Annotated in this window: 20 protein-coding genes, 2 tRNA genes and 1 pseudogene; 12 read left to right on the top strand and 11 right to left on the bottom strand. The window is 36.3% G+C overall.

The genetic code is table 11. From position 1 onward, the window contains the following. Positions 1–17: 17 nt before the first annotated feature. The 3 genes from ACFILT_RS09440 to hfq form a co-directional block, all read right to left on the bottom strand. Positions 18–1,844 (bottom strand): hypothetical protein, encoded by a 1,827-nt coding sequence (locus ACFILT_RS09440; protein ID WP_375679981.1) that lies wholly within the window; start codon positions 1,842–1,844, stop codon positions 18–20. A gap of 144 nt (positions 1,845–1,988) precedes the next feature. Continuing rightward, the gene (hflX, locus tag ACFILT_RS09445) at positions 1,989–3,332 is read right to left on the bottom strand and encodes a GTPase HflX (protein ID WP_375679982.1); all 1,344 of its coding nucleotides are present in this window, start codon (positions 3,330–3,332) and stop codon (positions 1,989–1,991) included. Positions 3,333–3,385: 53 nt separating this feature from the next. Further along, a complete protein-coding gene (hfq, locus tag ACFILT_RS09450) occupies positions 3,386–3,625 on the bottom strand; it encodes an RNA chaperone Hfq (protein ID WP_375677158.1) in 240 nt (79 codons plus the stop codon). Positions 3,626–4,279: 654 nt separating this feature from the next. On the opposite strand from hfq, the gene ACFILT_RS09455 reads away from it, so the two are divergent. The 8 genes from ACFILT_RS09455 to mazG all read left to right on the top strand — a co-directional run bounded on the left by ACFILT_RS09455 (position 4,280) and on the right by mazG (position 17,875). After that, the gene (locus ACFILT_RS09455; RefSeq protein ID WP_375679311.1) at positions 4,280–8,839 is read left to right on the top strand and encodes a hypothetical protein; all 4,560 of its coding nucleotides are present in this window, start codon (positions 4,280–4,282) and stop codon (positions 8,837–8,839) included. An 896-nt stretch (positions 8,840–9,735) separates the two neighbouring features. Beyond that, a complete protein-coding gene (locus ACFILT_RS09460) occupies positions 9,736–12,054 on the top strand; it encodes an NADP-dependent malic enzyme (protein ID WP_375679984.1) in 2,319 nt (772 codons plus the stop codon). A gap of 189 nt (positions 12,055–12,243) precedes the next feature. Then, positions 12,244–12,528, top strand: a complete 285-nt coding sequence (locus ACFILT_RS09465) for an acyl carrier protein (protein ID WP_005773457.1) — start codon at positions 12,244–12,246, stop codon at positions 12,526–12,528. Positions 12,529–12,538: 10 nt separating this feature from the next. Continuing rightward, on the top strand, positions 12,539–13,714 hold the full coding sequence (locus ACFILT_RS09470) for a beta-ketoacyl-ACP synthase (protein ID WP_375679313.1): 1,176 nt from the start codon (positions 12,539–12,541) through the stop codon (positions 13,712–13,714). A 15-nt stretch (positions 13,715–13,729) separates the two neighbouring features. Continuing rightward, entirely contained in the window at positions 13,730–15,004 is a 1,275-nt protein-coding gene (locus tag ACFILT_RS09475; RefSeq protein ID WP_375679315.1) for a beta-ketoacyl-ACP synthase, read from the top strand. A 57-nt stretch (positions 15,005–15,061) separates the two neighbouring features. Next, positions 15,062–16,090, top strand: coding sequence for a zinc-binding dehydrogenase (locus ACFILT_RS09480; RefSeq protein ID WP_375679985.1), 1,029 nt, complete (start codon positions 15,062–15,064; stop codon positions 16,088–16,090). A gap of 6 nt (positions 16,091–16,096) precedes the next feature. After that, complete coding sequence (locus ACFILT_RS09485) at positions 16,097–17,026, top strand: lipid A biosynthesis lauroyl acyltransferase (protein ID WP_375679994.1); 930 nt, start codon at positions 16,097–16,099, stop codon at positions 17,024–17,026. A 33-nt stretch (positions 17,027–17,059) separates the two neighbouring features. Continuing rightward, the gene (gene mazG / locus ACFILT_RS09490) at positions 17,060–17,875 is read left to right on the top strand and encodes a nucleoside triphosphate pyrophosphohydrolase (RefSeq protein ID WP_375679986.1); all 816 of its coding nucleotides are present in this window, start codon (positions 17,060–17,062) and stop codon (positions 17,873–17,875) included. A 70-nt stretch (positions 17,876–17,945) separates the two neighbouring features. Here mazG and ACFILT_RS09495 read toward each other — a convergent pair whose 3' ends face one another. Next, a complete protein-coding gene (locus tag ACFILT_RS09495) occupies positions 17,946–18,311 on the bottom strand; it encodes an iron-sulfur cluster assembly accessory protein (protein ID WP_273791397.1) in 366 nt (121 codons plus the stop codon). 605 nt (positions 18,312–18,916) lie between these two features. Here ACFILT_RS09495 and ACFILT_RS09500 point away from each other — a divergent pair. After that, positions 18,917–18,993: transfer RNA gene (locus ACFILT_RS09500), tRNA-Pro, on the top strand. A 251-nt stretch (positions 18,994–19,244) separates the two neighbouring features. On the opposite strand, the gene ACFILT_RS09505 is transcribed toward ACFILT_RS09500, so the two are convergent. Next, complete coding sequence (locus ACFILT_RS09505; RefSeq protein WP_375613075.1) at positions 19,245–19,712, bottom strand: Hsp20 family protein; 468 nt, start codon at positions 19,710–19,712, stop codon at positions 19,245–19,247. A 258-nt stretch (positions 19,713–19,970) separates the two neighbouring features. On the opposite strand from ACFILT_RS09505, the gene ACFILT_RS09510 reads away from it, so the two are divergent. From ACFILT_RS09510 to ACFILT_RS09520, 3 genes are all read left to right on the top strand, one after another. Beyond that, positions 19,971–20,888: a serine aminopeptidase domain-containing protein gene (locus ACFILT_RS09510; RefSeq protein WP_375679319.1), complete on the top strand. Its 918-nt coding sequence runs from the start codon at positions 19,971–19,973 to the stop codon at positions 20,886–20,888. Between the two features lie 837 nt (positions 20,889–21,725). Further along, positions 21,726–22,088, top strand: coding sequence for a cell cycle two-component system response regulator CpdR (gene cpdR, locus ACFILT_RS09515; RefSeq protein ID WP_375613077.1), 363 nt, complete (start codon positions 21,726–21,728; stop codon positions 22,086–22,088). A 97-nt stretch (positions 22,089–22,185) separates the two neighbouring features. Further along, a tRNA-Val gene (locus ACFILT_RS09520) sits at positions 22,186–22,260 on the top strand. A gap of 100 nt (positions 22,261–22,360) precedes the next feature. Here the strand turns inward: ACFILT_RS09520 and ACFILT_RS09525 are convergent. The 6 genes and pseudogenes from ACFILT_RS09525 to ACFILT_RS09550 form a co-directional block, all read right to left on the bottom strand. Next, a pseudogene (locus tag ACFILT_RS09525) lies at positions 22,361–22,636 on the bottom strand (XRE family transcriptional regulator); the annotation flags it as partial. Next, positions 22,551–22,781, bottom strand: coding sequence for a hypothetical protein (locus ACFILT_RS09530; RefSeq protein WP_375679987.1), 231 nt, complete (start codon positions 22,779–22,781; stop codon positions 22,551–22,553). The pseudogene ACFILT_RS09525 and the gene ACFILT_RS09530, both read right to left, overlap by 86 nt. Next, on the bottom strand, positions 22,741–22,926 hold the full coding sequence (locus tag ACFILT_RS09535; protein ID WP_375679995.1) for a hypothetical protein: 186 nt from the start codon (positions 22,924–22,926) through the stop codon (positions 22,741–22,743). Before ACFILT_RS09535 ends, ACFILT_RS09530 begins: the two co-directional genes overlap by 41 nt. 128 nt (positions 22,927–23,054) lie before the next feature. Next, on the bottom strand, positions 23,055–23,282 hold the full coding sequence (locus ACFILT_RS09540; protein WP_375630758.1) for a hypothetical protein: 228 nt from the start codon (positions 23,280–23,282) through the stop codon (positions 23,055–23,057). Beyond that, positions 23,279–23,941, bottom strand: a complete 663-nt coding sequence (locus tag ACFILT_RS09545; RefSeq protein ID WP_375679988.1) for a lysozyme — start codon at positions 23,939–23,941, stop codon at positions 23,279–23,281. Before ACFILT_RS09545 ends, ACFILT_RS09540 begins: the two co-directional genes overlap by 4 nt. Positions 23,942–24,004: 63 nt before the next feature. Continuing rightward, entirely contained in the window at positions 24,005–24,334 is a 330-nt protein-coding gene (locus ACFILT_RS09550) for a hypothetical protein (protein WP_375613937.1), read from the bottom strand. Positions 24,335–24,337 lie beyond the last annotated feature (3 nt).

Genomic DNA, 24,337 nt, shown 5'->3' on the forward strand with positions numbered 1-24,337 from the left:
TTTCTTTTTTACGAAACTTATGATGCTACAACGCGATAAACAGTCTTTGGAAAGCTGTCTACCATACGCATCATCCATTCTTGTTCATTAAGAACAGTATTACAAATATAATAGTCTGTTAGCTCTGCAAATTGCTCAAACCCATATTTTGGTTCGCTTGCCATCTCTAGGATGATAAAATCATATTCTTTTTTAAATTCTTGTAATATATGAGAAATATCATTTGAAAAATCTTGTGCAGAAATAGCACTTGTTAACCCCTGAGGAAGAATATCAACCCCCGTATCATAATCACGGTAAATAACATCATGCAACTTGGCATTGCCCGTTAAAATATCACTCAGTCCGCGATGTGGGCCAATGACTTTCTCTATTTGTTGACCAGAAATATCGACCAACAAAATTGTTTTGTTCTCTTTTGTGAGATGAAGTGAAAGCTTTGCCGCTGTCCGTGCAGCTTCTGGTCCAATGATTGAAATAATGGTTGAAGCACGCCATTTCAAAACATCAGATAATCCCTCTATCGTAATAAAAGCTTCAAAATTTTTCATTTCTTGAGAGACTAAAATACTCTCATTCTTCTTAAGATCATTTTCTTTTGATCTCAAATCCTCTTCTGAGATTTGGTCTTTTTTCCTTTTAAAGCACGTATAGAATAACAATATTCCTAGCAAAAGAGTAAGGAAGCTGACCAATGCACTCACAAGAATATTTTTTCCATAAAGAGCCATAAAAGAAATTGGTGCTAACGTTGTTGGCGTGACCACGTGGATATTTGTATTTTGTAAGAGAAGAGGATCATCACTCAATCTCCGATATGAATCAATAATTTTTTCTCTTCGTTGAGCAGACTTGCTCATCGCTTCATTTTGGGCATCGACTGCTGCTTTTATTTTATTTTCAAACTCGTTAAATATTTCATTCAAAGATTGGGATTGATCTTTTACAAAAAAGTTCATTCTTTTTTTGAGCTGTTTTTCTAATTCCGTTGCAATAACCTCATCTGAATGAACTTGATAAACGATTTGTAAAATTTTATTTTTTAATTGATGAGAAACTGTCTCTAATTCTGCAGTCATCGCTTTAATTTGAGGATGTGTCCACCCTAATTGCACAGCCATATGTGCTCTTTGTGTTTCCAAGAGATCACGTTTAGATTCCAGAGCAGCAATTGCTGAATTGCCTGCAATAAACGATAAAGACAGTAAAGACTGCCCATTTTCACGCATCATGTTAATCGTTGAATTCAAACTTGTTAAATGAATACGCTTTAAAGTTGCTTGCATTAATTGCATCGAAAGATCATGAAGCTCTGTTTGTTTTACACCACGCTGAATAAAAGAATCAATAGATTTACGAAATTCCTGCACGATATTAAGGATTGCAATATTATCATATTGTTTGTCTTCTAATTTATCATTTAACAAGAATTGTTTCTGTTTTATGATTGCTTGTGAAAATGCGGAAAACCAAGTTTCCAACCCACGTTGAGCTGCTTCAAGTGTCTCGGCTTCAAAAGTAAGATCGATAAAATCACCATGACGCGATAAACGGATATTTTCATGATTTTTTTTCTTATAAGAAGCACTTAAAGAAAAATTCGAATCATTGAAGAACATAGGCTGTGAAAACAAAAAGGCGATAACATTGTCTTGCTTTTTAATTGGTAATGGCTTTCCTACAGAATCAGATAATGAAAATGTTAAAGTTGCTTGGTAACCACGGGGCTGGACAAAATAATACAACCAAATCAAAGATACACATAGCATTTGTAATAGCAAAACAATCAAAATGCTTCGCCATACGGTACGTACGAATAGTCTTTTATTACATGTAAGACTCATCTTTATTTTAACCAGCAAAATACTTCTTCATATTGTTTTATTAAGAGAAAGTAGTAACTATCCTCTTAACTTGCTGTCATATTATTTTGGGATAATAAAAATATAAAATTTAAGCACAAATGTTCAACAATAGCTTTAAAGAACTTAATTCATATTTTTTTTGAGGCTCTCTAGTTGTTTTTTTGCTTCAGAAGTAACAACCGCTCTAATGGTAATAGACCCATCATCATGCCCTTCTTGCACTATTTCCGCAGAGTTTTCATAAAACCAATCAATAAGCGACATTTCATGAGGTTGTAAAAGATATTCAATGCTTTGCACCTCTCCAAAAATTCGCTTTTCAATGGCTTTTAATAATTGATCGAGTCCATCCCCCTTAAGTGCTGATACCATGAGAGCAGGATTTAATCGCGTCTTTGCACTTGTTTGTAAAACATTCAATGCTTGCTCATCTAACATATCAATCTTATTCCAAACTTCTATGATATGCTCCATATCATCAATATCGATATCAAGACTTGAAAGCACTTCTAAAACATCTTGGGCATGTGCTCGATGATCAAGATCTGACATATCTCTTACATGAAGAATGAGATCTGCTTCAACCACTTCTTCAAGGGTTGCTCTAAAAGCTGCAATCAAATTCGTTGGCAAATTAGAAATAAACCCTACAGTATCAGACAAAAGAACAGTTTTTCCATGGGGAAGAACAACTTTGCGCAAAGTCGGATCAAGCGTTGCAAATAACATATTCTTTGCTAAAACATCTGCACCGCTTAAACGGTTAAAAAGAGTTGACTTTCCTGTATTCGTATATCCTACCAGTGCCACAACAGGATAAGATGTTTTTTTCCTTTTTGCTCTATGAAGTGCACGTGTTTTAATAACCGTTTCTAATTCGCGGCGAATACGAATAATTTTCTCTTGTAAAAGACGCCTATCTGCTTCAATTTGCGTCTCACCAGGTCCACCTAGGAAGCCACGCCCCCCCCGTTGCCTTTCCAAGTGCGTCCAACTCCGTACAAGCCTCCCTTTTTGATAGGACAAACGCGCTAACTCTACTTGCAAAACTCCTTCTTTTGTTCGTGCACGATCCCCAAAAATTTCAAGAATCAAAGCCGTTCTATCGATAACTTTGCAATTCCATAATTTTTCTAAATTACGCTGCTGTACTGGCGTTAAAAAGTGATCTACAATCGCAAGCTCAATAGAATATTCATCTATATAACAGGTTAACGCATCTACTTTACCTTTTCCAAAGAGAGTCGCAGAGCGAGGCGTTGCAATATTAATCGTTTCATAATTAACAACTTCTAACCTTATAGCACGCGCTAACCCCAATGATTCTTTAACACGAGAAGATATAGAACACTCTCTCAAAGAGCTTTCACTTCTATTTTCTTGAAAAATCGGTATCAGAACAAGTGCGCGCACCTGTTCTGTATTCTGCGAAAATACCCCTCCTAATCTCTCATTTTCATTTATCATAGCAATCTAAGTACTTTTAAATGGGATAAGAGGTCTATCTTAAAATGATATGTTTACTCAGGACTTTCACTCTCAAACATCTGTACAGGCTGTCCAGGCATAATCGTAGAAATAGCATGCTTATAAACCAATTGCGCGTGTCCATCTCGGCGCAAAAGAACACAAAAATTATCAAATGAAGTTACAATACCCGTGAGTTTAACGCCATTGACAAGAAAAATTGTAAGGGAAATTTTTTGCTTACGCACCGTATTTAAAAACACATCTTGCAGGTGTTGTGATCGCTCTGCCATTATTCTTACACCTTTATCTAGATTGCATAAAATATTCGTGCATGCATATCGACTGAAAAATATCCAATTGTCAACGTAGAAGCTTAAAAATTCAGCAACAAACAACTGAAATTAGAGAAAAAACAGCTCTTTAAGACAATAATAAAGTACAACTTACGAAAAGCTATATTAAATTAAAAATTTTTCCACGTTTACTTTTTTATGAGCTTACAATTCAAAGGCATACTTTTATACATCCTAAGCTATTACAGACTATATGTGATGATGAATCTGCTTCGTTTAGAATCAATAAAAGTAAGCGGACAACAACATTTATTAACGATTATCGATATTAAAGAGAGACATTCGCACCTTACTGTATATATAACCGCTATTAAATTGTCCTTATTTCAAAGACTGCCGGCTTATAAAGCTTTCTATAAACACAAGTTGTAAACAGTATTTTTGTTTTAGTTAGATTTAAATAATAAATTGTTTTTACTATATTTTATAACATTTTTAAACAGGGTACAAGAAACCGCGTTAACTTTATCTTGATAAGTTTTTAAAATTTTTCCCTAAGCATATTCCTTTCTAAATAATTAACAGCTAGTATGTAGAAATTATGTGGAAGAGGACGTATCCCTTTTCCGGCTGTAAGAGTACGAGGCGAGTATGGCACGCAGAACAAAATTGCAAACATTTGAAGTTGAAGTTGAAGAAGCCCTCACAAAAGCTATGAACTTTGATTTCGATGACACAGGATTTGAAACGATATCATCCAATAATTCTGAAAATGTTGTTAATGTCGATGATCTGATTCAAAAAATTGCAATGGCAGAAGAAGAATTTTTTGCTGAAAACGGTACGTCAACTTTTGTTTCTAATATTCATGATGAAGCTGTTGTTGATAAATCCGTTGTTGAACAGCTTTTTGCTCCAAAACCTTCACCTGATATTTCAGGTGGAACTGTTCATAATACATTATTGCCTACAAAACTTCTTCCTGCAAATGATGATATAACAACCCCTGTAAATTTTGGACCATTCAAGCAACGTTCTTCCTCTCGAGTCTACTGGTATACAACAGCGCTTAGTGCTTTATGGGCAACGGGAGGAGCTTTTATTGCGCATAAACTCGCACCTACCGGACTCAGCTCCTTATCCAATATCAGCACTTTTGTTACATCCCCAACAGGACTTGCTGTAGCAGCCGGAACAGCAATTCCTATCCTTATATCTTGGGGCGTTGCTCAATTAACAAAACGTTCAAACGACTTGCATAATATTGCGCTTCTTATGACCAATGCTGCACAGCGCCTTAGTGAACCACAACATCTATCTGAAAAACAAGCTATTGCTATAGGGCAAACCATTCGTGAAGAAGTAGCGGCAATGAACGAAGGTATTGAACGTACCCTCGGACGTGCTGTTGAACTTGAAGCAATCATACAAGGTGAAGTTCACAATCTAGAACAAGCCTATGCTGAGAATGAATCACGCATTCACACATTAATCAAAGAATTGAGTAATGAACGCATAGCCATTTTGAATCACGCAGATCGCGTACAATCAACAATTAAAGGAACCCAAGAACAACTGAGTGATGAATTTGGTTTGGTTACCTCTAACATTGTGACCAATGTTGAAAAGCTTGCACAAACCCTTTCTCAAACTTTACAAAAACAAGGTGAAGACCTTGTTGAAAAACTTTCCTATGCCGGTGATGGCGTAACAAATCAACTTGTTGAAAAATTTAACAAAACAACAACACAAATTCAGCAGAAAAACACGGAATTTTTTCATGAATTAGGAAAAAACTTTGATGGTTTTGCAAAACGATTTGATCATAATGAAAAACAAATAGAAAAAACCTTTAATGAAACAGCTGAAAAAGCGGAAGTACATGTTGCTAAAATTGCAACACATATACAAGCAGTAACAGATCAAACTTTGCACGCTGTCGATGAAAAGTTTAAAGCCTTGGATAAAGCTCTTATTGATCGTAATAATCAATCTCTACAGAATTTTGATGAGAAGATCTTAAAGCTCGACGACCAAGCACATAAACTCTCTTCTAAATTTGATAACGTAACCTCGCAAGCAATTGGAGCCTTTGAACAACGTTTAGCAACTGTTGATCTTTCTCTTAAAGAACATAGTGATTCCATCATTGATTCCTTTATAGAACGCAGTCAGGCTTTAGAGGATAATGCTGAAAAACTTGGTAACTTCTTGGAAGCTCATGTCTTGAAAATAAATGAGAACCTCCAAGAAAAAACAGCAGACATTACCCATGCATTTACAAATGGACGTGAAGCTATTCTTTCTGCAATTGATAAAAGTAAGGAAAGTCTGAGAGAAGAAATTCAATATGTCGACAATGCCATTGTTGATATCATACAAGAACGTTCACAAGATTTTAAAGTACAACTTTCTGATCAACGAGCTCTTATGGCAGACATGCTCGATAACGAGAAAAATAAAATTGCGGATACATTAAGAAAACAAATTGATGTTTTGTCCCAAAATACTTCTCATATTGAAAAAGTTTTGGCTGATAATGTTCAAGTCGTTGATAAACAAGCTGAAAATCATATTACAAACATCATTCAATGCACTGAAAAGTTACAAGATGTCATTGTACAAAGTTGTAATACAACCCAAGATGCTTTAGAAGCACAAGCGAGAAATATTGATATCCGTGCCGATGCTCTGCGCGATTCTTTAGCGATTAATAGTTTTTCTCTCAATGAAGTTCTTGCCGATCAAGCACGCACACTTGAACAACGCATGGAAACAATCCATAATCTCATTGCAAAAAGTGATATACGTGTCGATGTTGCATTGAAACAACAAATAGATTTAGTTGAGAGTGCAATTGTCGCCAATAATAAAAACATTACTGAAACGGTTCAAGATCATATCAAAAACCTTGAAAGCCATGCCGAAATTTTAAAGAATACTCTCTCTCAATCGAGTGGTGTTTTCTTTGAAACCCTTGAAACACGTATGGAATCATTCGATACAGATCTAGAAGATCGTGCACACAAAATTTTTGAACGGACAACAACGCTAGAGGAAACATTATCTGAAAAATTTAGCCAAATCTGTGAAGCCATTGATATGCAAACATCTGTTATTGAGGAACGTTCTGACACATTAAAAACGTCTCTCATGATTAGTAATGAGCAAAGTCAGATAATTCAACAAGCGCTGGAAAGCAGTGTTGACAATATGCGTGTAACCTTAGAAGACTCTGTTAATACAGTGACAGATAACCTGCATAATAAGATTATAAAAGCTTCTGATATTCTTTCTTCTACGAGTGAACAAATTCTTTCATCTGTTACAAATGTTACTGCACAAGCAGAAAATATTCTCTCAGAATCAGGCAATCGCATTGTATCAAATGTCAAAAAAACTGTTTATGATACCAGTGAAAAAGTTCTGTCAGTTCTGTCTGAACAAACAGCGCATACTGTCGAAGCTTTCGCAACAGCCAGCCATAATGCACAAGCATTATTGAATGAAACTATTCACACATCAACAACAGCAATAGAACAAGTTCTTAATGAACGCTGTGATGTTCTTCATCACTCTATGCAAAATCTTAAAAATAATTTAGGATATCAGCTCTCTGATGTAACGAGCCGTCTGGAAGATGCTGGAAATCAAACAACAACACAAATTTCACAACATGTTGGAAAAATAACAGAGCTTACAAATCACTTAAATCAAGCAGCGCAAAATACGACAGAATCAATTGATTCTTTAACACAGCATATCGGTGAACAACTCTCTCTTTCCACACAAGATGCTGAACAAAGAATTTATGCACATAATGAATCTTTAGTGAATAGCTTAACCAAAGCTAACTCTGAAACACTTCAAACAATAACGATTATGAAGGAAGAGCTTGTTAATAATGTCTCATCCATCTTAACACAGTTGAATCAATCAATTTACAATTTTCACGAAAATAGTAATGTTTTATTATCGGCTGTTCAAAATATTGATGGGCAGTTTAATGAGAGTACGAATAATTTTTTCCGCAACACGGACCAAGTAGCAGAGCGTTTGTCAGCCTCAAATCAAGCGCTCAATACTAATGTTGAAATTCTGCAAGGACTTTCAAAGAGTACCTTTGAACAAATTAATCATATAACGAGCAGTTTTGGTGAACATGCAAAGACACTTTCCCAAACTATTCATGTTCTTGAACAGTCTGAAAATTCACTTAGTGCAACACTTGAAGAAAAACATAATACGCTTTCTGTATTAAGCGATGCTCTTGTTTCAAAGTCTCATGAAATTAATCAAATGATTGGGCATTATGAAAAAATCTTCAACTTAGCACTTGAACGCTCTGATAAGAATGCGCGTAACTCCACAAATTCATTCCAACAATCACTTAATAAGCTTGTTAGTGAAGCATCAACGCGTTTTTCAGAAGCAGCAGAAGATATACGTCGCTCCGCTGATGAAGTTCGTTTAGAGCTTTCAAAGATTAATAATGATATCAATGAAAATGTAAAAAAACTTCCAGAAAAAACAAAAGAAACAACGCAAACAATTCGCACAGCTTTGAATGAACAGATTACAGCGTTACAAGATTTAGTCAGTGTTATACAAAATGATCAAAAGAGCGCACAAAAACAGCTAATATCAGCATTTCCTACATCATCAATGTTTAATCAAAAAAGTGACAGTTCCACTGAGTCTGTTAAAAAGATTGTGCCACCTAAGCCTATTTTGCAACAAGATCAAAGCAAAAAAAGACCAAATAAATGGGTATCAAATCTCTTAGAAAGAGCTTCACGTGAAGAAACATTTTATGATGCTCCCCCTAGTGATGATGTTTTAACATCAGTGCAAACAAAACCATCTCCTGCAAACTGCTCTCTTAATTCATTAGCGTCTGGTATAGTGCAAGCTATTAATCACAATGCCATTGTTGAGCTATGGGATCATTATCAACGTGGACAAAAAAACATCGTAACAGAACGCCTTTATACCTTAAATGGACAAAAAATATTTGAAATGATTAAGAAAAAATATATGAGCGATTTTGGGTTTAAACGTTCAGTGAATCAATATGTTACAGATTTCGAAAAGCTCTTACGTGATATATCGCGCAGTTCTGGCTCTTCCAACTCAGTTCGCAAGTACTTGATATCAGATACCGGAAAAGTTTATACTATGCTTGCTCATGCAAGTGGTCGAATCCAATAACAAATAAGAAAGTGGAAAAAGATATTTTTTCCACTTTCTCTCTCCAGTTGTTTTAATGGCTCATCATAGAATGCTTTTTTTTCAACTGTAGCTTTGTACTTCAAAGGTTGGGATAATTGGCATGCGGTTTTCTTTGATATCCTAAGCAATAACCCTAAAGAAGAGTAATGGCTTATCAAATTTTTATTAATTGTGAAAAAAATTCATGCTTTTGTATTAAAATAGCTCATAGAAACACTTCTATTTATTTTTTTTAATGTTTTTTATCCACATATTACTCTCGTTTGAATTATGTAAGTAAATATTTTTTATTATATTAGATGAGTTTGAGCTAAAAGAATCTTATTGTATTCAAATTTCTCATTCAACATACGAGATGATTCATTATAAATTATAAAGTTTGCATTATTAAGAGTTCAATTGAATAATAAACAAAACAACTCCCATTTTTAAAGTTCCAATTTCCTTTTAAATAGCTGCAAAAATAATTTATAAATTGCAAATTGTTATTTAAAATTTCTTCTACCTCCCTATAGAAATTTAAATAAAGAAGATGAAGTTAATAGAAAACACTCTTCTTTTCTTTCCTTAAGTTGTAAGCATTGCAAAAAAAATAATGGCTTGGTAATGTAATTATTAGTAATATTTTATTTGTTTGTAGACTAATCAATTTTTACGGGTTTTATTAAGGAAAGAAAAAACTAATCGTGCTGCTATCAATGAAATTATTCATGCACACAAACAAAAAGAATCATCAAACTGGTTTTACGATCCAGAAGAATTTTCTCATACTCATGCATTTTGATATTCAGAGAAATGAGGATTTATTAGTGGACAAAACCTTATCGTAGATGGAACATCTCATATACACATACGCTAACTTGGATATCATAAAAATGTCTAGAGAACGAAATAGTGATTTCAGTTCACAAAAAGCTGAACTTGACAGTGCCGCACTTTTTTATCACCAGTACCCTAAACCTGGAAAATTGGAAATACAAGCAACAAAACCTCTTGATAACCAACGTGATTTAGCTCTTGCTTATTCTCCAGGTGTTGCTGCACCATGTCTTGCAATTCATGAAGATCCTAATCTTGCTGCTCAATATACCTCCCGTTCTAATTTAGTCGCTGTTATATCCAATGGAACTGCTGTTCTTGGTTTAGGAAATATTGGCCCTCTTGCTTCAAAGCCAGTTATGGAAGGTAAAGCCGTTTTATTCAAAAAATTTGCGAATATTGATGTCTTTGATATTGAAATTGATGCATCCGATATAGAACAAATGGTACAAACGGTATCGACTTTAGAACCTACATTTGGTGGTATTAATCTTGAAGACATTAAGGCTCCTGAATGTTTTGACATCGAAGAAAAGCTTCGTGCTAAAATGAAAATTCCAGTTTTTCATGATGACCAACATGGAACTGCCATTATTGTTTCTGCGGCTGTATTAAATGCCTTAAATCTTTCAGGAAAAAAAATTGAAAATGCAAAAATAGTTACCTCAGGTGCAGGTGCTGCTGCCCTCGCTTGCCTTAATCTTTTGGTTCGTCTTGGGGCAAAAGTTGAAAATATTTGGCTTAGTGACTTAGAGGGAGTTGTTTATGAAGGTCGCAAGACCCTTATGGATCGTTGGAAAATCAATTACGCACAAAAAACGGACGCACGAACTTTATCTGATATTATTGATGATGCGGATATTTTTCTAGGCCTATCTGCAGGTGGTGTTTTAAAGCCTGAATATCTTAAAAGAATGGCTCAAAATCCACTCATTTTAGCACTGGCTAATCCAGTACCAGAAATTATGCCTGAAGAAGCACGCTCTATACGACCAGATGCAATGATCTGCACAGGACGCTCTGATTATCCCAATCAAGTTAATAATGTCCTTTGTTTTCCCTATATCTTCCGTGGTGCATTAGACGTAGGTGCTAGTGCAATTAATGAAGAAATGAAAATGGCCGCTGTTCATGCGATTGCTGCCCTTGCACGTGAAGAAACTTCAGATGTTGTAGCACGTGCATACTCGAAAGAACCACCCAATTTTGGACCAGACTATCTAATCCCCTCTCCTTTTGATCCGCGTTTAATACTGCGTATTGCTCCCGCTGTTGCTAAAGCAGCAATGACAACTGGTGTCGCCATTCGTCCCATTGAAGATATGGAGGCCTACTATGATATCCTCAATCGATTTGTCTTTCTTTCTGGTTTAACAATGAAACCTGTTTTTGCTGCAGCAAAAACAGCAAAACGTAAACGCGTCATCTATGCCAATGGTGAAGATGAACGCGTCCTTCGTGCGGCACAAGTTGTCATTGAAGAACAAACAGCAACGCCCCTCCTTATCGGCCGTCCACATGTCGTAGAAGCAAGATTAAAACGCTTTGGTTTAAGAATTCGTCCCGGTATAGATTTTGAATTAACAAACCCTGAAGATGATCCACGTTTTCGTGATTATGTTAATTTATTTTTTCATTATACAGGAAGGCGTGGAGTTACGCCTGAAATGGCAAAAACAGTAGTGAGAACATCAACAACGGCTATTGCTGCCCTTGCCGTTATGCGTGAAGAAGCAGATGCAATGATTTGCGGCTTAGAAGGACGCTTTGAACGCCAACTTGAATTGATTGAACAAATTATCGGTCTTGATCCTCATGTTCACCGTTTTTCTGCTATGAGTTTGCTTATCTCTCAACAACGTACTCTTTTCCTTACAGATACTTACGTCAATGAAAATCCTTCTGCAGAAGAAATCGCTGAAATGACTGTGTTGGCAGCTCAAGAAGTTGAAGCATTTGGAATAACACCAAAAGCAGCCTTATTATCACACTCAAACTTTGGTTCTAAAAACACAGAAAGTGCGCGTAAAATGCGACGTGCAACAGAAATTCTTGCCAAATTACACCCTGATTTAGAAGCAGATGGTGAAATGCATGCTGATGCTGCCCTTTCCAAAGTTTTTCGTGATCGTGTTTTTCCTAATTCTCGTCTTAAAAGTGAAGCTAATTTGCTTGTCTTTCCAACACTTGATTCAGCCAATATCACGCTCAACACTGTTAAAAGCCTCACAAATGCACTCCATGTTGGTCCTATTCTAATCGGGGCAGCACGTCCCGCCCATATCTTAACACCTTCAGTAACTTCCCGGGGAGTTGTTAATATAACAGCCCTTGCTGTCCTTGCTGCCAATAGAAAAAATAGTCTCGTAAAATAAATGCGTAATAAAATTTCAAAGTTTTTTAAATATTGAGATATAGTATTTCATGTACTGTAAACCTCTTTTCTCTATAGATAAAGACAGCTATATTCTGGATTAAGTCTTTTTTTTAAAGAGAAAAAAGGCTAGAAGAATAATATTAAATGTATTTTGAATTTACTAACTCTATAATAAGGAATCCGTACATTGCCTTCCACGTTTGATAAAGTTGCTGATATCATTGCAGAAATCAGTGAAATTGATCGCAATACAATTACACCTGAGAGTCATACAATTGACGATTTAGGAATCGACAGTCTTGATTTTCTTGATATTGTTTTCGCTATTGATAAAGCTTTCGGAATAAAAGTCCCTCTAGAACAATGGACACAAGAAGTCAACGAAGGTACCGTTGCAACAGAAGAATACTTTGTTCTTAAAAACCTTTGTGCAAAAATTGATGATCTCGTTGCCTTAAAACAGGCGGAGTAGTTTTTTCGCCATGCATGATCAATCTGTATTCATCACTGGTATAGGTCTCATAAGCTCTCTGGGGGAAGGAACTGATCAACATTGGAAACTCTTAAATGATCCAATCCGTACACCAAACCTAGATTATACAACTTTTTCACCTTACACGGTTCATAAATTGCCCGAAGTTGATTGGAGTTTACAAATTCCTAAAAAAAGTGATCAACGGCAAATGGGAACATGGCAGCGTCTTGGTACCTATGCAGCTGGTCTTGCTCTTGATGATGCCGGCATGAAAAATAATGAACAACTCACTTCAACAATGGATATGATCGTAGCGGCAAGTGGGGGAGAACGTGATATTACTGTTGATACACAGATTCTTTCTAAAGCGCGCGCAGTTGCCGATCATGCTTCTATGTTAAATGTTGCTCTTTCAACTGAACTTCGTCCAACATTATTTTTAGCACAACTTTCAAACCTTTTGGCAGGAAACATTTCAATTGTTCATAAAGTCACTGGATCATCTCGTACATTTATGGGAGAAGAAGGCAGTGGTCTTTCTGCACTTCAAATTGCTGTAGCTCGTATTAAATCAGGTCAAAGCACCCATGCTCTTGTAGGAAGTTCCTATAATGCACAAAGTTATGATATGTTGTTGGCGCATGAGCTTGGTGGTCTTTTAACCCATAATGGATGGAGCCCAGTGTGGGATCGTGAAATCCACCCCGGCGGCGGTATCATAGCCGGTTCTGGTGGTATCTTCCTAGTTATTGAAAGTGGAGAACATGCCAAAAAACGCAACGCACGTGCTTATGCTGAAATTAGCCAAATTATTACAGACCAAACAGATAGAACCAAAATTCCACTTAGAGAGTCAATTGCAACAATGTTGAAAACTGCTGGCGCTAAATCTGCCTTAGCCATTTCAGCAGCCTCAGGAGCTCACGAAGCAACAAAAGCAGAACAAAATGCTCTTGATAATGCTGATCTATCTTACCGTGGCATTACAACATTATTTGGTTATATGCGGGAAGCACAATTTCCTCTAGCTCTAGCTCTTGCAGCACTTTCAATTGAAAAAAAACGCGGTTTTCCAGCGTTAAGTCCTCATGAAAAACCTTTTTCTAAAGAAGTACGTGAAATATTTGTTACAACGATTGGTATAAAAAGAGCTGAAGGTATTGTGCGTCTTACTGCTGTTTGAAGGGGAATTTCTATAGTGAAATATCATGATCATTTTGGGCGTCCACTTGTAGCAATAACTGGTGCAGGCATTGTCACATCACTGGGACAAGGGAAACATGAAAATTGGCAAAAATTAACAAGTGGTGTAAGTGGTATCCACAAAATAACACGTTTTCCCGTTGAGGGATTAAATACATATATTGCTGGAACAATTGATTTTCTTAAAGAAAGTACACTTGGTGCTTCAGCTCTCTCTGAGAAGCTTGCATATCTTTCTGCTGAAGAAGCTTTAGAACAAGCTGCTATTGATAAAAAAAATTTTAATGGACCACTCTTTCTAGCTGCTCCTCCTGTTGAACTTGAATGGAAAGCACGTTTTAGTCTTGATCAAGAGAAAGAATTCAATAATGAGCCTTCTTATGCACATCTTCTTAAAGTCTGTAAGGATAAACTCCATGAGACGCTTTTTGAATCCACACAATTTGGTGCAATTGCAGAAAAACTTCAAAAAACATTTGGCACAAAAGGACTTCCTGTTACACTTTCCACTGCCTGTGCATCTGGTGCAACAGCAATTCAATTAGGTGTTGAGTCTATTAGACGGAGAGAGACAAATAGAGCTCTCATAATTGCGACAGATGGATCGGTTTCAGCAGAATCTCTTATTCGTTTTTCGCTACTATCTGCTCTTTCAACTCAGAATGAGCCTCCAGAAAAAGCAGCAAAACCCTTTAGCCGTGATCGAGATGGTTTTGTTATGGCAGAAGGCTCAGGCGCTCTTATTCTTGAATCTCTTCAAAGCGCATTAAACCGTAATGCTACAGTTTTAGGAATTTTAGCTGGCTGTGGAGAAACCGCCGATGACTTTCACCGTACACGTTCAAAACCCGATGCATCACCAGCAATTGAATCCGTTCGCAAAGCTTTAGACGATGCAAAAATAACCATCAATGAAATTGACTATATTAATGCCCACGGAACTTCAACACCTGAAAATGAGAAAATGGAATATCTTGCATTATCAACAGTATTCGGTGATCTTTTAGAGCATATTCCTGTCTCTTCTAATAAATCAATGATTGGGCATACATTAACTGCTGCTGGTGCAATAGAAGCGGTTTTTTCGCTTTTAACCATTCAATCGGGAATACTTCCACCAACAATAAATTATGATAATCCTGACCCTACTATCCCCTTAGATGTTGTTCCTCATCATAGCCGTAAGTCCTGTGTCAATGCGGTTTTGTCAAACTCATTTGGATTTGGTGGTCAAAATATGAGTCTTGTTATCACTGCATATAAAGGATAATCCTGTAATAATAAAATTTTATAACGCTAACCAATAATATATTTAAGGGGGATGATAATGCGTGCACTGCAACTCTTCGATGATCGTCGGCTTGAAATCACCAATATTTCCCCGCCATCTTCACCTAGTATAGGTGAAGTAACTGTGCGGATAAAAGCCGTTGCTCTTAATCATATTGATGTATGGGGATGGCGTGGCATGGCTTTTGCGAAAAGAAAAATGCCACTCATCATTGGTGCAGAAGCCTCTGGTGAGGTTATACAAATAGGAGATGGCGTTGAACATCTCCAACTTGGACAGATTGTCTCAATTTATGGTGCACAAACCTGCGGAGTATGCCGAGCTTGTCATGAAGGACGGGATAATCTTTGCAGTAATGTAAAGGGAGTCTATGGTTTTCACCTTGATGGATTTGCGTGTGAGCTTGTCAATTTGCCAGCACGTTTATTAGTTCCATCACCTCCCCAATGTGATGAATTGCAAGCAGCAGTTGCTCCAATTACTTTTGGTACCGTAGAACATATGCTTTTCGATAACGCAAAACTACAAGCAGGAGAAACAATCCTAGTACAGGCTGGTGGCTCAGGTATTGGTTCTGCAGCCATTCAACTTGCAAAACACATGGGCTGTACAGTTATCACAACTGTAGGTTCAGATGAAAAAATTGCAAAAGCACACTCTCTTGGGGCAGATCATGTGATTAATTATCGTAAAGATCGTTTTGAAGGTGTAGTGCGTAAATTAACCCAAAAAAAAGGTGTTGACGTTGTTTTTGAGCATGTTGGTGTCGATACATGGAACGGTTCTCTGTTATGTATGAAAAAAGGAGCACGCTTAGTGACTTGCGGTTCTACCTCTGGTGTTTCAGCATCAATAAATCTCATGCAATTATTCCAGCAACAGCTTAAGATATTCGGTTCATTTGGCTGCCGTATGGAAAATATGAAAAATGCCATGCAAAAAATGGCACAAAAAGCCGTACACCCTGTCATTGATACAATTGTTGGGCTGGATGAAATTGATACAGCTTTAAAACGAATGGAGAGTCGTGACGTTTTTGGTAAAATTATCCTTAAAATCGATTAAATCATGATGAAGCTTTCTCTTAAAAATCTCATATATCGTATTAAAATTATAGCTAAAAAAATATCCTACTTGTTATGGGCATATCTACTCTTTGGTTCTTTATTTATTCTAAAATGTTTTCCAGCCAAAATGGGAATTTCTTTTTTTGCTTGGTTAGCAAAAAAAATTGGTCCCCTTGTACATCGTCATCAAATCACACTCGCAAACCTTAGGAGTGCATATCCAGAAAAAACAGAGCAAGAACTCCGTGCGATTGCAATAGAAATGTGGGAAAATATAGGACGTTTCCTAGCCGAATATATTTTTCTTGATAAAATTTTTGATTTTGATCCTCATGCAGACGAGCTAGGTTTCATTGAGGTTAAAGGCATTGAAATATTTGAGCGATTAAAAAATGAAAAAAAACCACATATTTTTTTCACCGCACATACTGGAAATTTTGAACTTCTGCCTATTTGTGCACAAAGTTTTGATCTTAATGTTACGGTATTATTTAGACCACCCAATAATCCCTATGTTGCCAAACGAATCCTTAAAGCACGACAAACTTCTATGGGACATCTTGTTCCCTCCAAGGCCGGTGCCGCATGGGCATTAGCAGCCAAATTAGAAGAAGGTGAAAATGTTGGTATGCTCGTTGATCAAAAATTTCGCCGCGGTATCATGGGAACATTTTTTAACAGACCTCTTAAAACAAACCCCTTAATTATAAAACTTGCTCGACAATATGACTGTGATATTTATCCAGCACGTTGTGTTCGTTTGCCTAGTGGACGTCATCGTTTAGAGTTATATGAACATGTAGAACTTCCACGTGATGAAAAAAATGATATCGATATAGCTGCTTCTACGCAAAAATTAAATGATATTGTTGAATCTTGGGTCCGTGAATATCCTGGACAATGGATGTGGTTACATAGACGTTGGGACATCTAACATAAGCTCTATTGCTTACAAAGGAAGTGCAAAATGTTAGCCTCAAAAGATATCAAAGATCTCACTGCAATTATCACTGCATTACGAAACTCTGATAATGGTTGTATCTGGCATAAAAAACAAACTTTTGAATCCCTCATACCCTATATGCTCGAAGAAGTTTACGAAGTCATCGATGCCATTGAACGAAAGAATCGAAAGGATCTCTGTGAAGAACTTGGGGATCTTCTTTTACAAGTTGTCTATCATGCTACCATAGCACAAGAAGAAGGCAGCTTTACTTTTGAAGATGTTGTTTATGCAATCACGGAAAAAATGATTCGACGCCATCCTCATGTTTTTGGAAATGCCGAGCAAAAAAAACGAGGATTTATAAAAGAGGAGTGGGAATATATAAAAAAAAGAGAACAGGTTGAACAAAAAAGAATGTGCGAAGAAAAAAACAACAATTCCTCCATAAGCATACTCGCAACAGTAAAACAAATCCAGCCAGCAAACCAAGAGGCACTTGCTTTACAAGAAGCAGCAGCTAAAGTAAGTTTTGATTGGCAAAAAAGTGATAAAGTTTTTGAAAAAATAGAAGAAGAACTGGAAGAGCTCAAAGAAGCCATAAAAAATAAACAAAACTCAGAGATAGAAGCAAAATTTGGAGATCTCTACTTTATACTCCTTAACCTCGCGCGCTACTTAGCGATTGATTCACAAAAAGCATTAAAAAAAACGAATATAAAATTTCGAAATCGTTTCACCTATATTGAAGAAAAGCTATCCACTCAATCTAAAACACTCACTGACGCATCCTTGAATGAAATGGAAGCACTTTGGAAGCAAGCTAAAAATGAACAATAAAAAATAGTAGATTTCTTCTACCTAAAAGAACAAGCCCCTCTAAAATTACTAAATTATAATTTAGCTCAGCTCAATTTGTTTTATATTGATCCTGCGTAGCAGGACGAAGTTCCACCGATTCGCCACACCCGCATGCTGAAACTTGATTAGGATTTTTAAAGATAAAACCAGACCGCAGCGTTGTCACTTCATAATCCATCTGCGTCCCTAATAAAAATAATACCGCATCATGTGCTACAAAAACACGGGCACCATTCACTTCAACAACATCCGCATCTATCCCCTTTTCTTTGACAAGAGTAATTGTATACTCCATCCCTGCACAACCACCTTTTTTGATACCAACAAGAATACCCTGTGCATCTTTTGCATCCATAATCGCTTTAACACGATCCACTGCTGCTTGCGTCAAATTTATTACCGAAAAACGGCTCATCCTTTACTCTTTTCTTAGTTCAATAGACACTTTGAAAGTTTTTCCTCTATAATATTTTATCTGATATTTTAGAAAAAAAACAACAAAACATAAATTAAAGCATTCTGATCTTGTTTATTTGGATAAAAATACATACCCGTAAAATGAGATTTGTGATTACACAATCCAGAACTTACAATTTTTTATCCATATAAAATGAAAATACCTCGTCTATAAAACTCTAAAAAACGAAAACTTTTCAAAACCATACATTCACTCCTCTTCTTTTGAAAATCTTTATCTTTTTAGAAAAGTAACGATTAGGTAAGAAAAAAATATACCTTCAGCACTCATTTGCTCCAATTCATACCTCTACACCAATCTTACCCCCCTCCTCACAATCTCAAAAGTAATTAAATGCATACATCTATTAACTATAGAGCTAAAAATTTAATGATCACAAAGAATTTTACAAATTCGTTATTTATCTTGAATTAACAACAAAATATTGATGTCCAAAATTTTTACTTTCAAAAGCTCTAAGTGCAAGAGCATTTTAGATTTTATTCTGTTTATTTTTTCTCTTGCCTTTAAAGAAACAGTCATTTAATCGTTTTACACGAACTCGGAGCGTAGCGCAGCTTGGTAGCGCACTTGACTGGGGGTCAAGGGGTCGTGGGTTCAAATCCCGCCGCTCCGACCATTTTTAAAATGCTATAAATAAGCTTACTTAAAAAGTGAATCATTATGCATTTCAATTGCACACACATGAACTTTTTCTTCAACGTAGAATAATGTGCAATGATATTTTATCATAAATTCGAGATAAGCTTTTTTATTAAAATGCGCTTCGTTCTTAGGAAAACACATACGAAACGCGAGACCTTTTGCCTCGCGTTTTTTATTTTTCAGAAAAATTTATAATTATCCGATCTCATATTTTCTAAATTTTCTTTACACGATAACGTCGCTGTTATCATTTTTTGTAATGGATGGTGACATCTGTACGGTTATCTTTTTGGGTTTTAATTCAGCTGGCATTTCCCTTTTAAGCTGAATATGAAGAAGCCCATCTCCAAGTTCTGCCCCAATAACCTTAACATGATCAGCCAAATGAAAACGCCGTTCAAAAGCGCGCGAAGCAATACCTCGATAAAGGAATTCTCGCTCTTCATCATCATTTTTAGACTTTCTGTCTCCCTTAACGATCAGCTGGTTACAATGCGTTTCAATATCAATTTCATCTTGAGAAAAACCAGCAACAGCCATAGAAATTCTATAAGAATCTTCAGTTAAACGCTCGATATTATAAGGGGGATAAGAAGAAACTTCGTCTGGTTGTGTTCTAGAATCAAACCAGTTAAAAAGATGATCAAAACCTACTGTGGAACGATAAAATGGTGAAAAATCTACTTGACGCATAATATTGCCCTCCTCTAGAGCGACTATAATTTATAATTAATTCACAAAGTTCCCATATGGCAAACTTACTTGTGAACCTGCGGCCCCATCATGGCAACCGCATTATATTATCTAGTAATCGTTTTTCTTTATTTCAACTCTTTGGGACCTAAATTGATAAAAACTATCTAAAAAGCAATATACCCCTTTTTTAATCCTCTTTCTTCATTACATAAATGTCAAAGCACTAAGCGGCAAATACACTGTAAAGGATTTCAATTGGAAACACCTCTTTATCCCATAGACTGGGGTTCCACTTTTCTTAATATCCATCATGATACTCTTAAAATAGCAATAGATCACGAAATTCGTTTTGCTATAACATATCCTGAGATGGAAAAATCTAAGGGAACAATTGTTATTCTCAAAAGCTACGCAAATACTTTAGAAAAATATTTTTTATTAATAAATGAAATTTCTAAACGCGGTTTTCATACAGCAATATTTGACTGCTTTGATCAAGAAAAAACATCCTTCAAGATAAGAAAACAAAGCCGACATCATTGTTTTGATATAAATAATGATATTAATGACTTATATAAATTTCTTAAAAGTATTGTTTATCCTAATTGTCCGCCGCCTTATTCTATGCTCGCCTATGGCATAGGTGGATTGATAGCACTTAGCGGATTAGATCTCATTAATCATCAGTTTAATAGATTGCTCTGTGTTTCTCCCCTTTTTGCTCCATTCGGCAATAAAACGAATAGTTTTCAACATAAATTAACACAATTTCTTTCTGATATAGGTCTTGGCTTTATACCAGTGAAAGATGGGAAAAAATTAAACAAGACAAAACAAAAAAATATACAATTGGGACACATACATAAAGTGCCGCTCCCTTCCATTAAGCCCCCAACATCCCAATGGATGGCTTCAGTATTTAATGCGATTGATTCTATGAAGAGAAATGTACTTCATGGAGATTTACGAATCCCAACACTCTTTATTCTTGCCAATCAAAACAATATTGCAAACAACATTGAAGTGCGGCAATTATGCCAACACACACGTCTAACAGAAAGTATTACTATTACAGGCGCTGAACTGGATACAATTATGGTTAACGAAGATTATAAAAAGCAATTTTGGGCTGCATTTGATGCATTTATTCCCGATAATGTATCTGTAAAATAGCACTAAACCTTAATTTCCGCTCCGCCCCATCAAAAAAGAATTTTTCTACGAGCATTGGATCTACAAAAACTTTTAAATATAATAGATTTTTCTTTCCAACCACTCATATGATTCGTTTTCTAGCCTCTACAGACAAGCCATGACCTAAATATTCACCATGCATTCTAATAAAAAAAATAATATACAAAGTATATCATTACATTAAACAATATTATTTTACATCATAAAAAATAACTTAATAAAAAAACTATTTATATAAATAATAAATTTATCTTAATATAACATGATACATATTTACAAATAAAGCATCAAAATACTATTTTTGATCTGTTATTAAGTGATAATTTAATATTATATCTAGGAAAACAATAGTTTTCATCTATTTAAGGAAAAAACTGGAAATAAAGCGCATTTATAATATTTATTACAAATCTCTATAAAAACAAATAACTATAAAATTTCTATTTCTTAGGAGAACTTTTTAAAAACAATAAATTAACATAATATTCTTTTAATTTCTCGATATAGGAAGTCCCTACAATAACGGTTTTCATAAGTTTTTTAATGGAATTCTGATAATAATCAGTAACTTTAAAAGAAAAGATAGTAATGAATCATCTTAGTAGTTTTAGAGAACCCCTTCTTTTTTCAAAATCACATATATTTCGAATTTAACCAACTCACAACGAATATGCTGTATTTTGAATCAGAATGTAAGAATTAACCATTTTGCCATTCATTTCAATTATGAGCATTTTACCATCTTTTTTATAAATACTCTATATTGTATAATTGATGCGGCAAAACTCTGACAAATGGAGCCATTGGAATATAATCATGAAACGAATCCTGCTCGCAGAAGATGATAACGATATGCGTCGCTTTCTCGTAAAAGCCCTAGAACGTGCAGGCTACGAAGTCGCCGATTTCGATAATGGTATTAGCGCATATGAACGTTTACAAGAAGAGCCATTTTCCCTTCTCCTGACTGATATTGTCATGCCAGAGATGGACGGAATCGAACTCGCACGACGTGCTACTGAGATTGACCCTGATTTACGAGTAATGTTCATTACGGGTTTTGCAGCGGTAGCACTCAATTCAAATAGTGATACCCCTCCTGATGCAAAGGTTCTCTCTAAGCCATTTCACTTACGTGAACTCGTCAATGAGGTTGAAAAAATCCTTATCGCTGCTTAAAAAGTATTTTTTAAAGTTATTTGCATCTGTTGAAAGAGAAAATGAAATTAGGCATTGACGTTTGGCATTCTATATGGTGTATGCAACATCAATGAATGGGCGTGTAGCTCAGCGGGAGAGCACTACGTTGACATCGTAGGGGTCACAGGTTCAATCCCTGTCACGCCCACCATTGCATTTTATATCAACAATAATTTATTGATTTTCCATATATTTTTTACAGTGAGGGACGCGTAAATAAAAGTTAGGGAATAGGATTTTTCAACCTATCTCTATAGGACGCCTCTTTTTTTGCAAACTTTCTCAAGAAAGTCTTTTAATTCTGCTAAGTTTTGTCGTGAAAAATTCTCTAAATTTCTAACAAACTCACCAACAGCTTCACGTCTCAACGGATCAGAAGTCTTGATTGTAAAACTTTTGCGACAAGCATAAGCTGCTTTCCTTAAGAGTAAAGCCTTCTCTTTATCTAAACCATAAAGCTCTATGATTTTTTCCTCCAGTCCTACAGGAACAGATTTTTTGCCAATCTCGACAGAAGATAAAAATGATANCAATGAAGGCAATCCACTTCATAAAGCGTGACATCATCTTTAAGCCTTGATAGGTCTCTATCATCTCATGAAGAAGCTGTTGTTCTGTTTCTGTAAGATCTTTATCTTTGCTGCTTCGTTTCTTGACCATCTTTCCAACCACATAAATGGGCTCCCNGAATGAAGGCAATCAATTTCATGATGCGTGACATCATCTTTAAGCCTTGATAGGTCTCTATCATCTCGTGAAGGAGCTGTTGTTCTGTTTCTGTAAGATCTTTATCTTTGCTGCTTCGTTTCTTGACCATCTTTCCAACCACATAAATGGGCTCCCTGCTTGTTATGCTTCAAAATATCTCTTGCAAGGTTGGAACTGATGACCGCAACATCCTTATTATCTAAATAAATGGGCAACCAGCCACCACAAGAAACAGACCTATTTGCCGCGCACCCAACGAGAAAGTTCAGAGCGCACACCACCATCACTTTTTTGATTAACTTCATTTTCTACCTCAAGACGGGTTGTTGCTGTCTTTAAAGCATTCTCTGTTTGCTTTTGCCGTTCGCTTTGCTTGCCAAGCTGAAACGCCTTGGCTAAAGCCATAAAAAAAACGGCTAAAGCCGCTGTAAACATCAGAGAATATTTCTTTAGCCAAAAAATCATAAGCGTTGCTCCCCAAACCGCTTGGCGACAATCACTATGCCCGTTACAGCCGCTAAAACCATGATGCCTGCTAAAGCCCATTGCACCGGACCATTGCCTGCTAACAAGCCACCAAACCCCGAACAAGACCCTATAATCGGGGCAAGTGCTTCTATTTTAAGCAGTCCGGTTGCCGTTTTCGTTTCTACCCTTTGATAATTCGAAGAAACATAAGCCCCTTTTACCCATAATCCCGCTTCTGCTGCTCGACGGTTGGCTAAACCCGCAAGAGGCTTCCCACCGACCTTATTCCATTTCTGTAATTCTAAGGGTACGGCTTCATAATCCCCTTGATTAAGCTTCTTCAACAAGGTTGACTTGCGAAAAGCAGCTGTTCCTACATTATAGCAAAATGAGACCAATGCCGCGAATTGGCAATCCGTTAACGAAACCGTCACCGATTCCTCTACCGTCTGCTCAAATTGCTTTAAGTCTTCACAAAGGATTTCTTCTGCTTGCTTTTGGCTAATACACATGCCTTTTTTGACAAGGGGGTGACCCGCATTGCTGGTGTGACCATAACCAATCGTCCAGATACATGCCGTGTCTCTATATGCCTCTAAACGCAAACCTTCCCATTGTTTGATAAGCTCTAATCCTTCTTTCGATATCTTTCTCATCTGACGCTCCATAAAAAAAGCCCCACAAAAGTGGAGCTGGATAAAAATGTTTTCTTATGATCTCTATTGGCTATGCTCTTTGATCAGCTGCTCGACTTCTTCAACACGAAAACCAAGTTGAAAGAGCGGCGCATAGTCGCTTTCCTGTAATTCATACTGACAACGCTTTTCTACAAAATCACCATTTAAATCAAACGGCATGGTTGTTGTTAGACAAACCTTATGCGTGTCATCTTCAATCCCCTCTTCTCCCTCTCCAAGCTCTTTGACAAAAACCCAATAAAAACGTGTTGCTAAAAGCATCTCTAGCCTTCTTACCGTTTCAACTTTGTCAAAAGAAAGCATGTTCAGATAATCTTGCTTGCTATTTAAATGTTCTGGATAATCTATCATCTA

Origin of the sequence: Bartonella sp. AP7XZML, assembly GCF_042195745.1 — a bacterium.
Taxonomy (GTDB): domain Bacteria; phylum Pseudomonadota; class Alphaproteobacteria; order Rhizobiales; family Rhizobiaceae; genus Bartonella.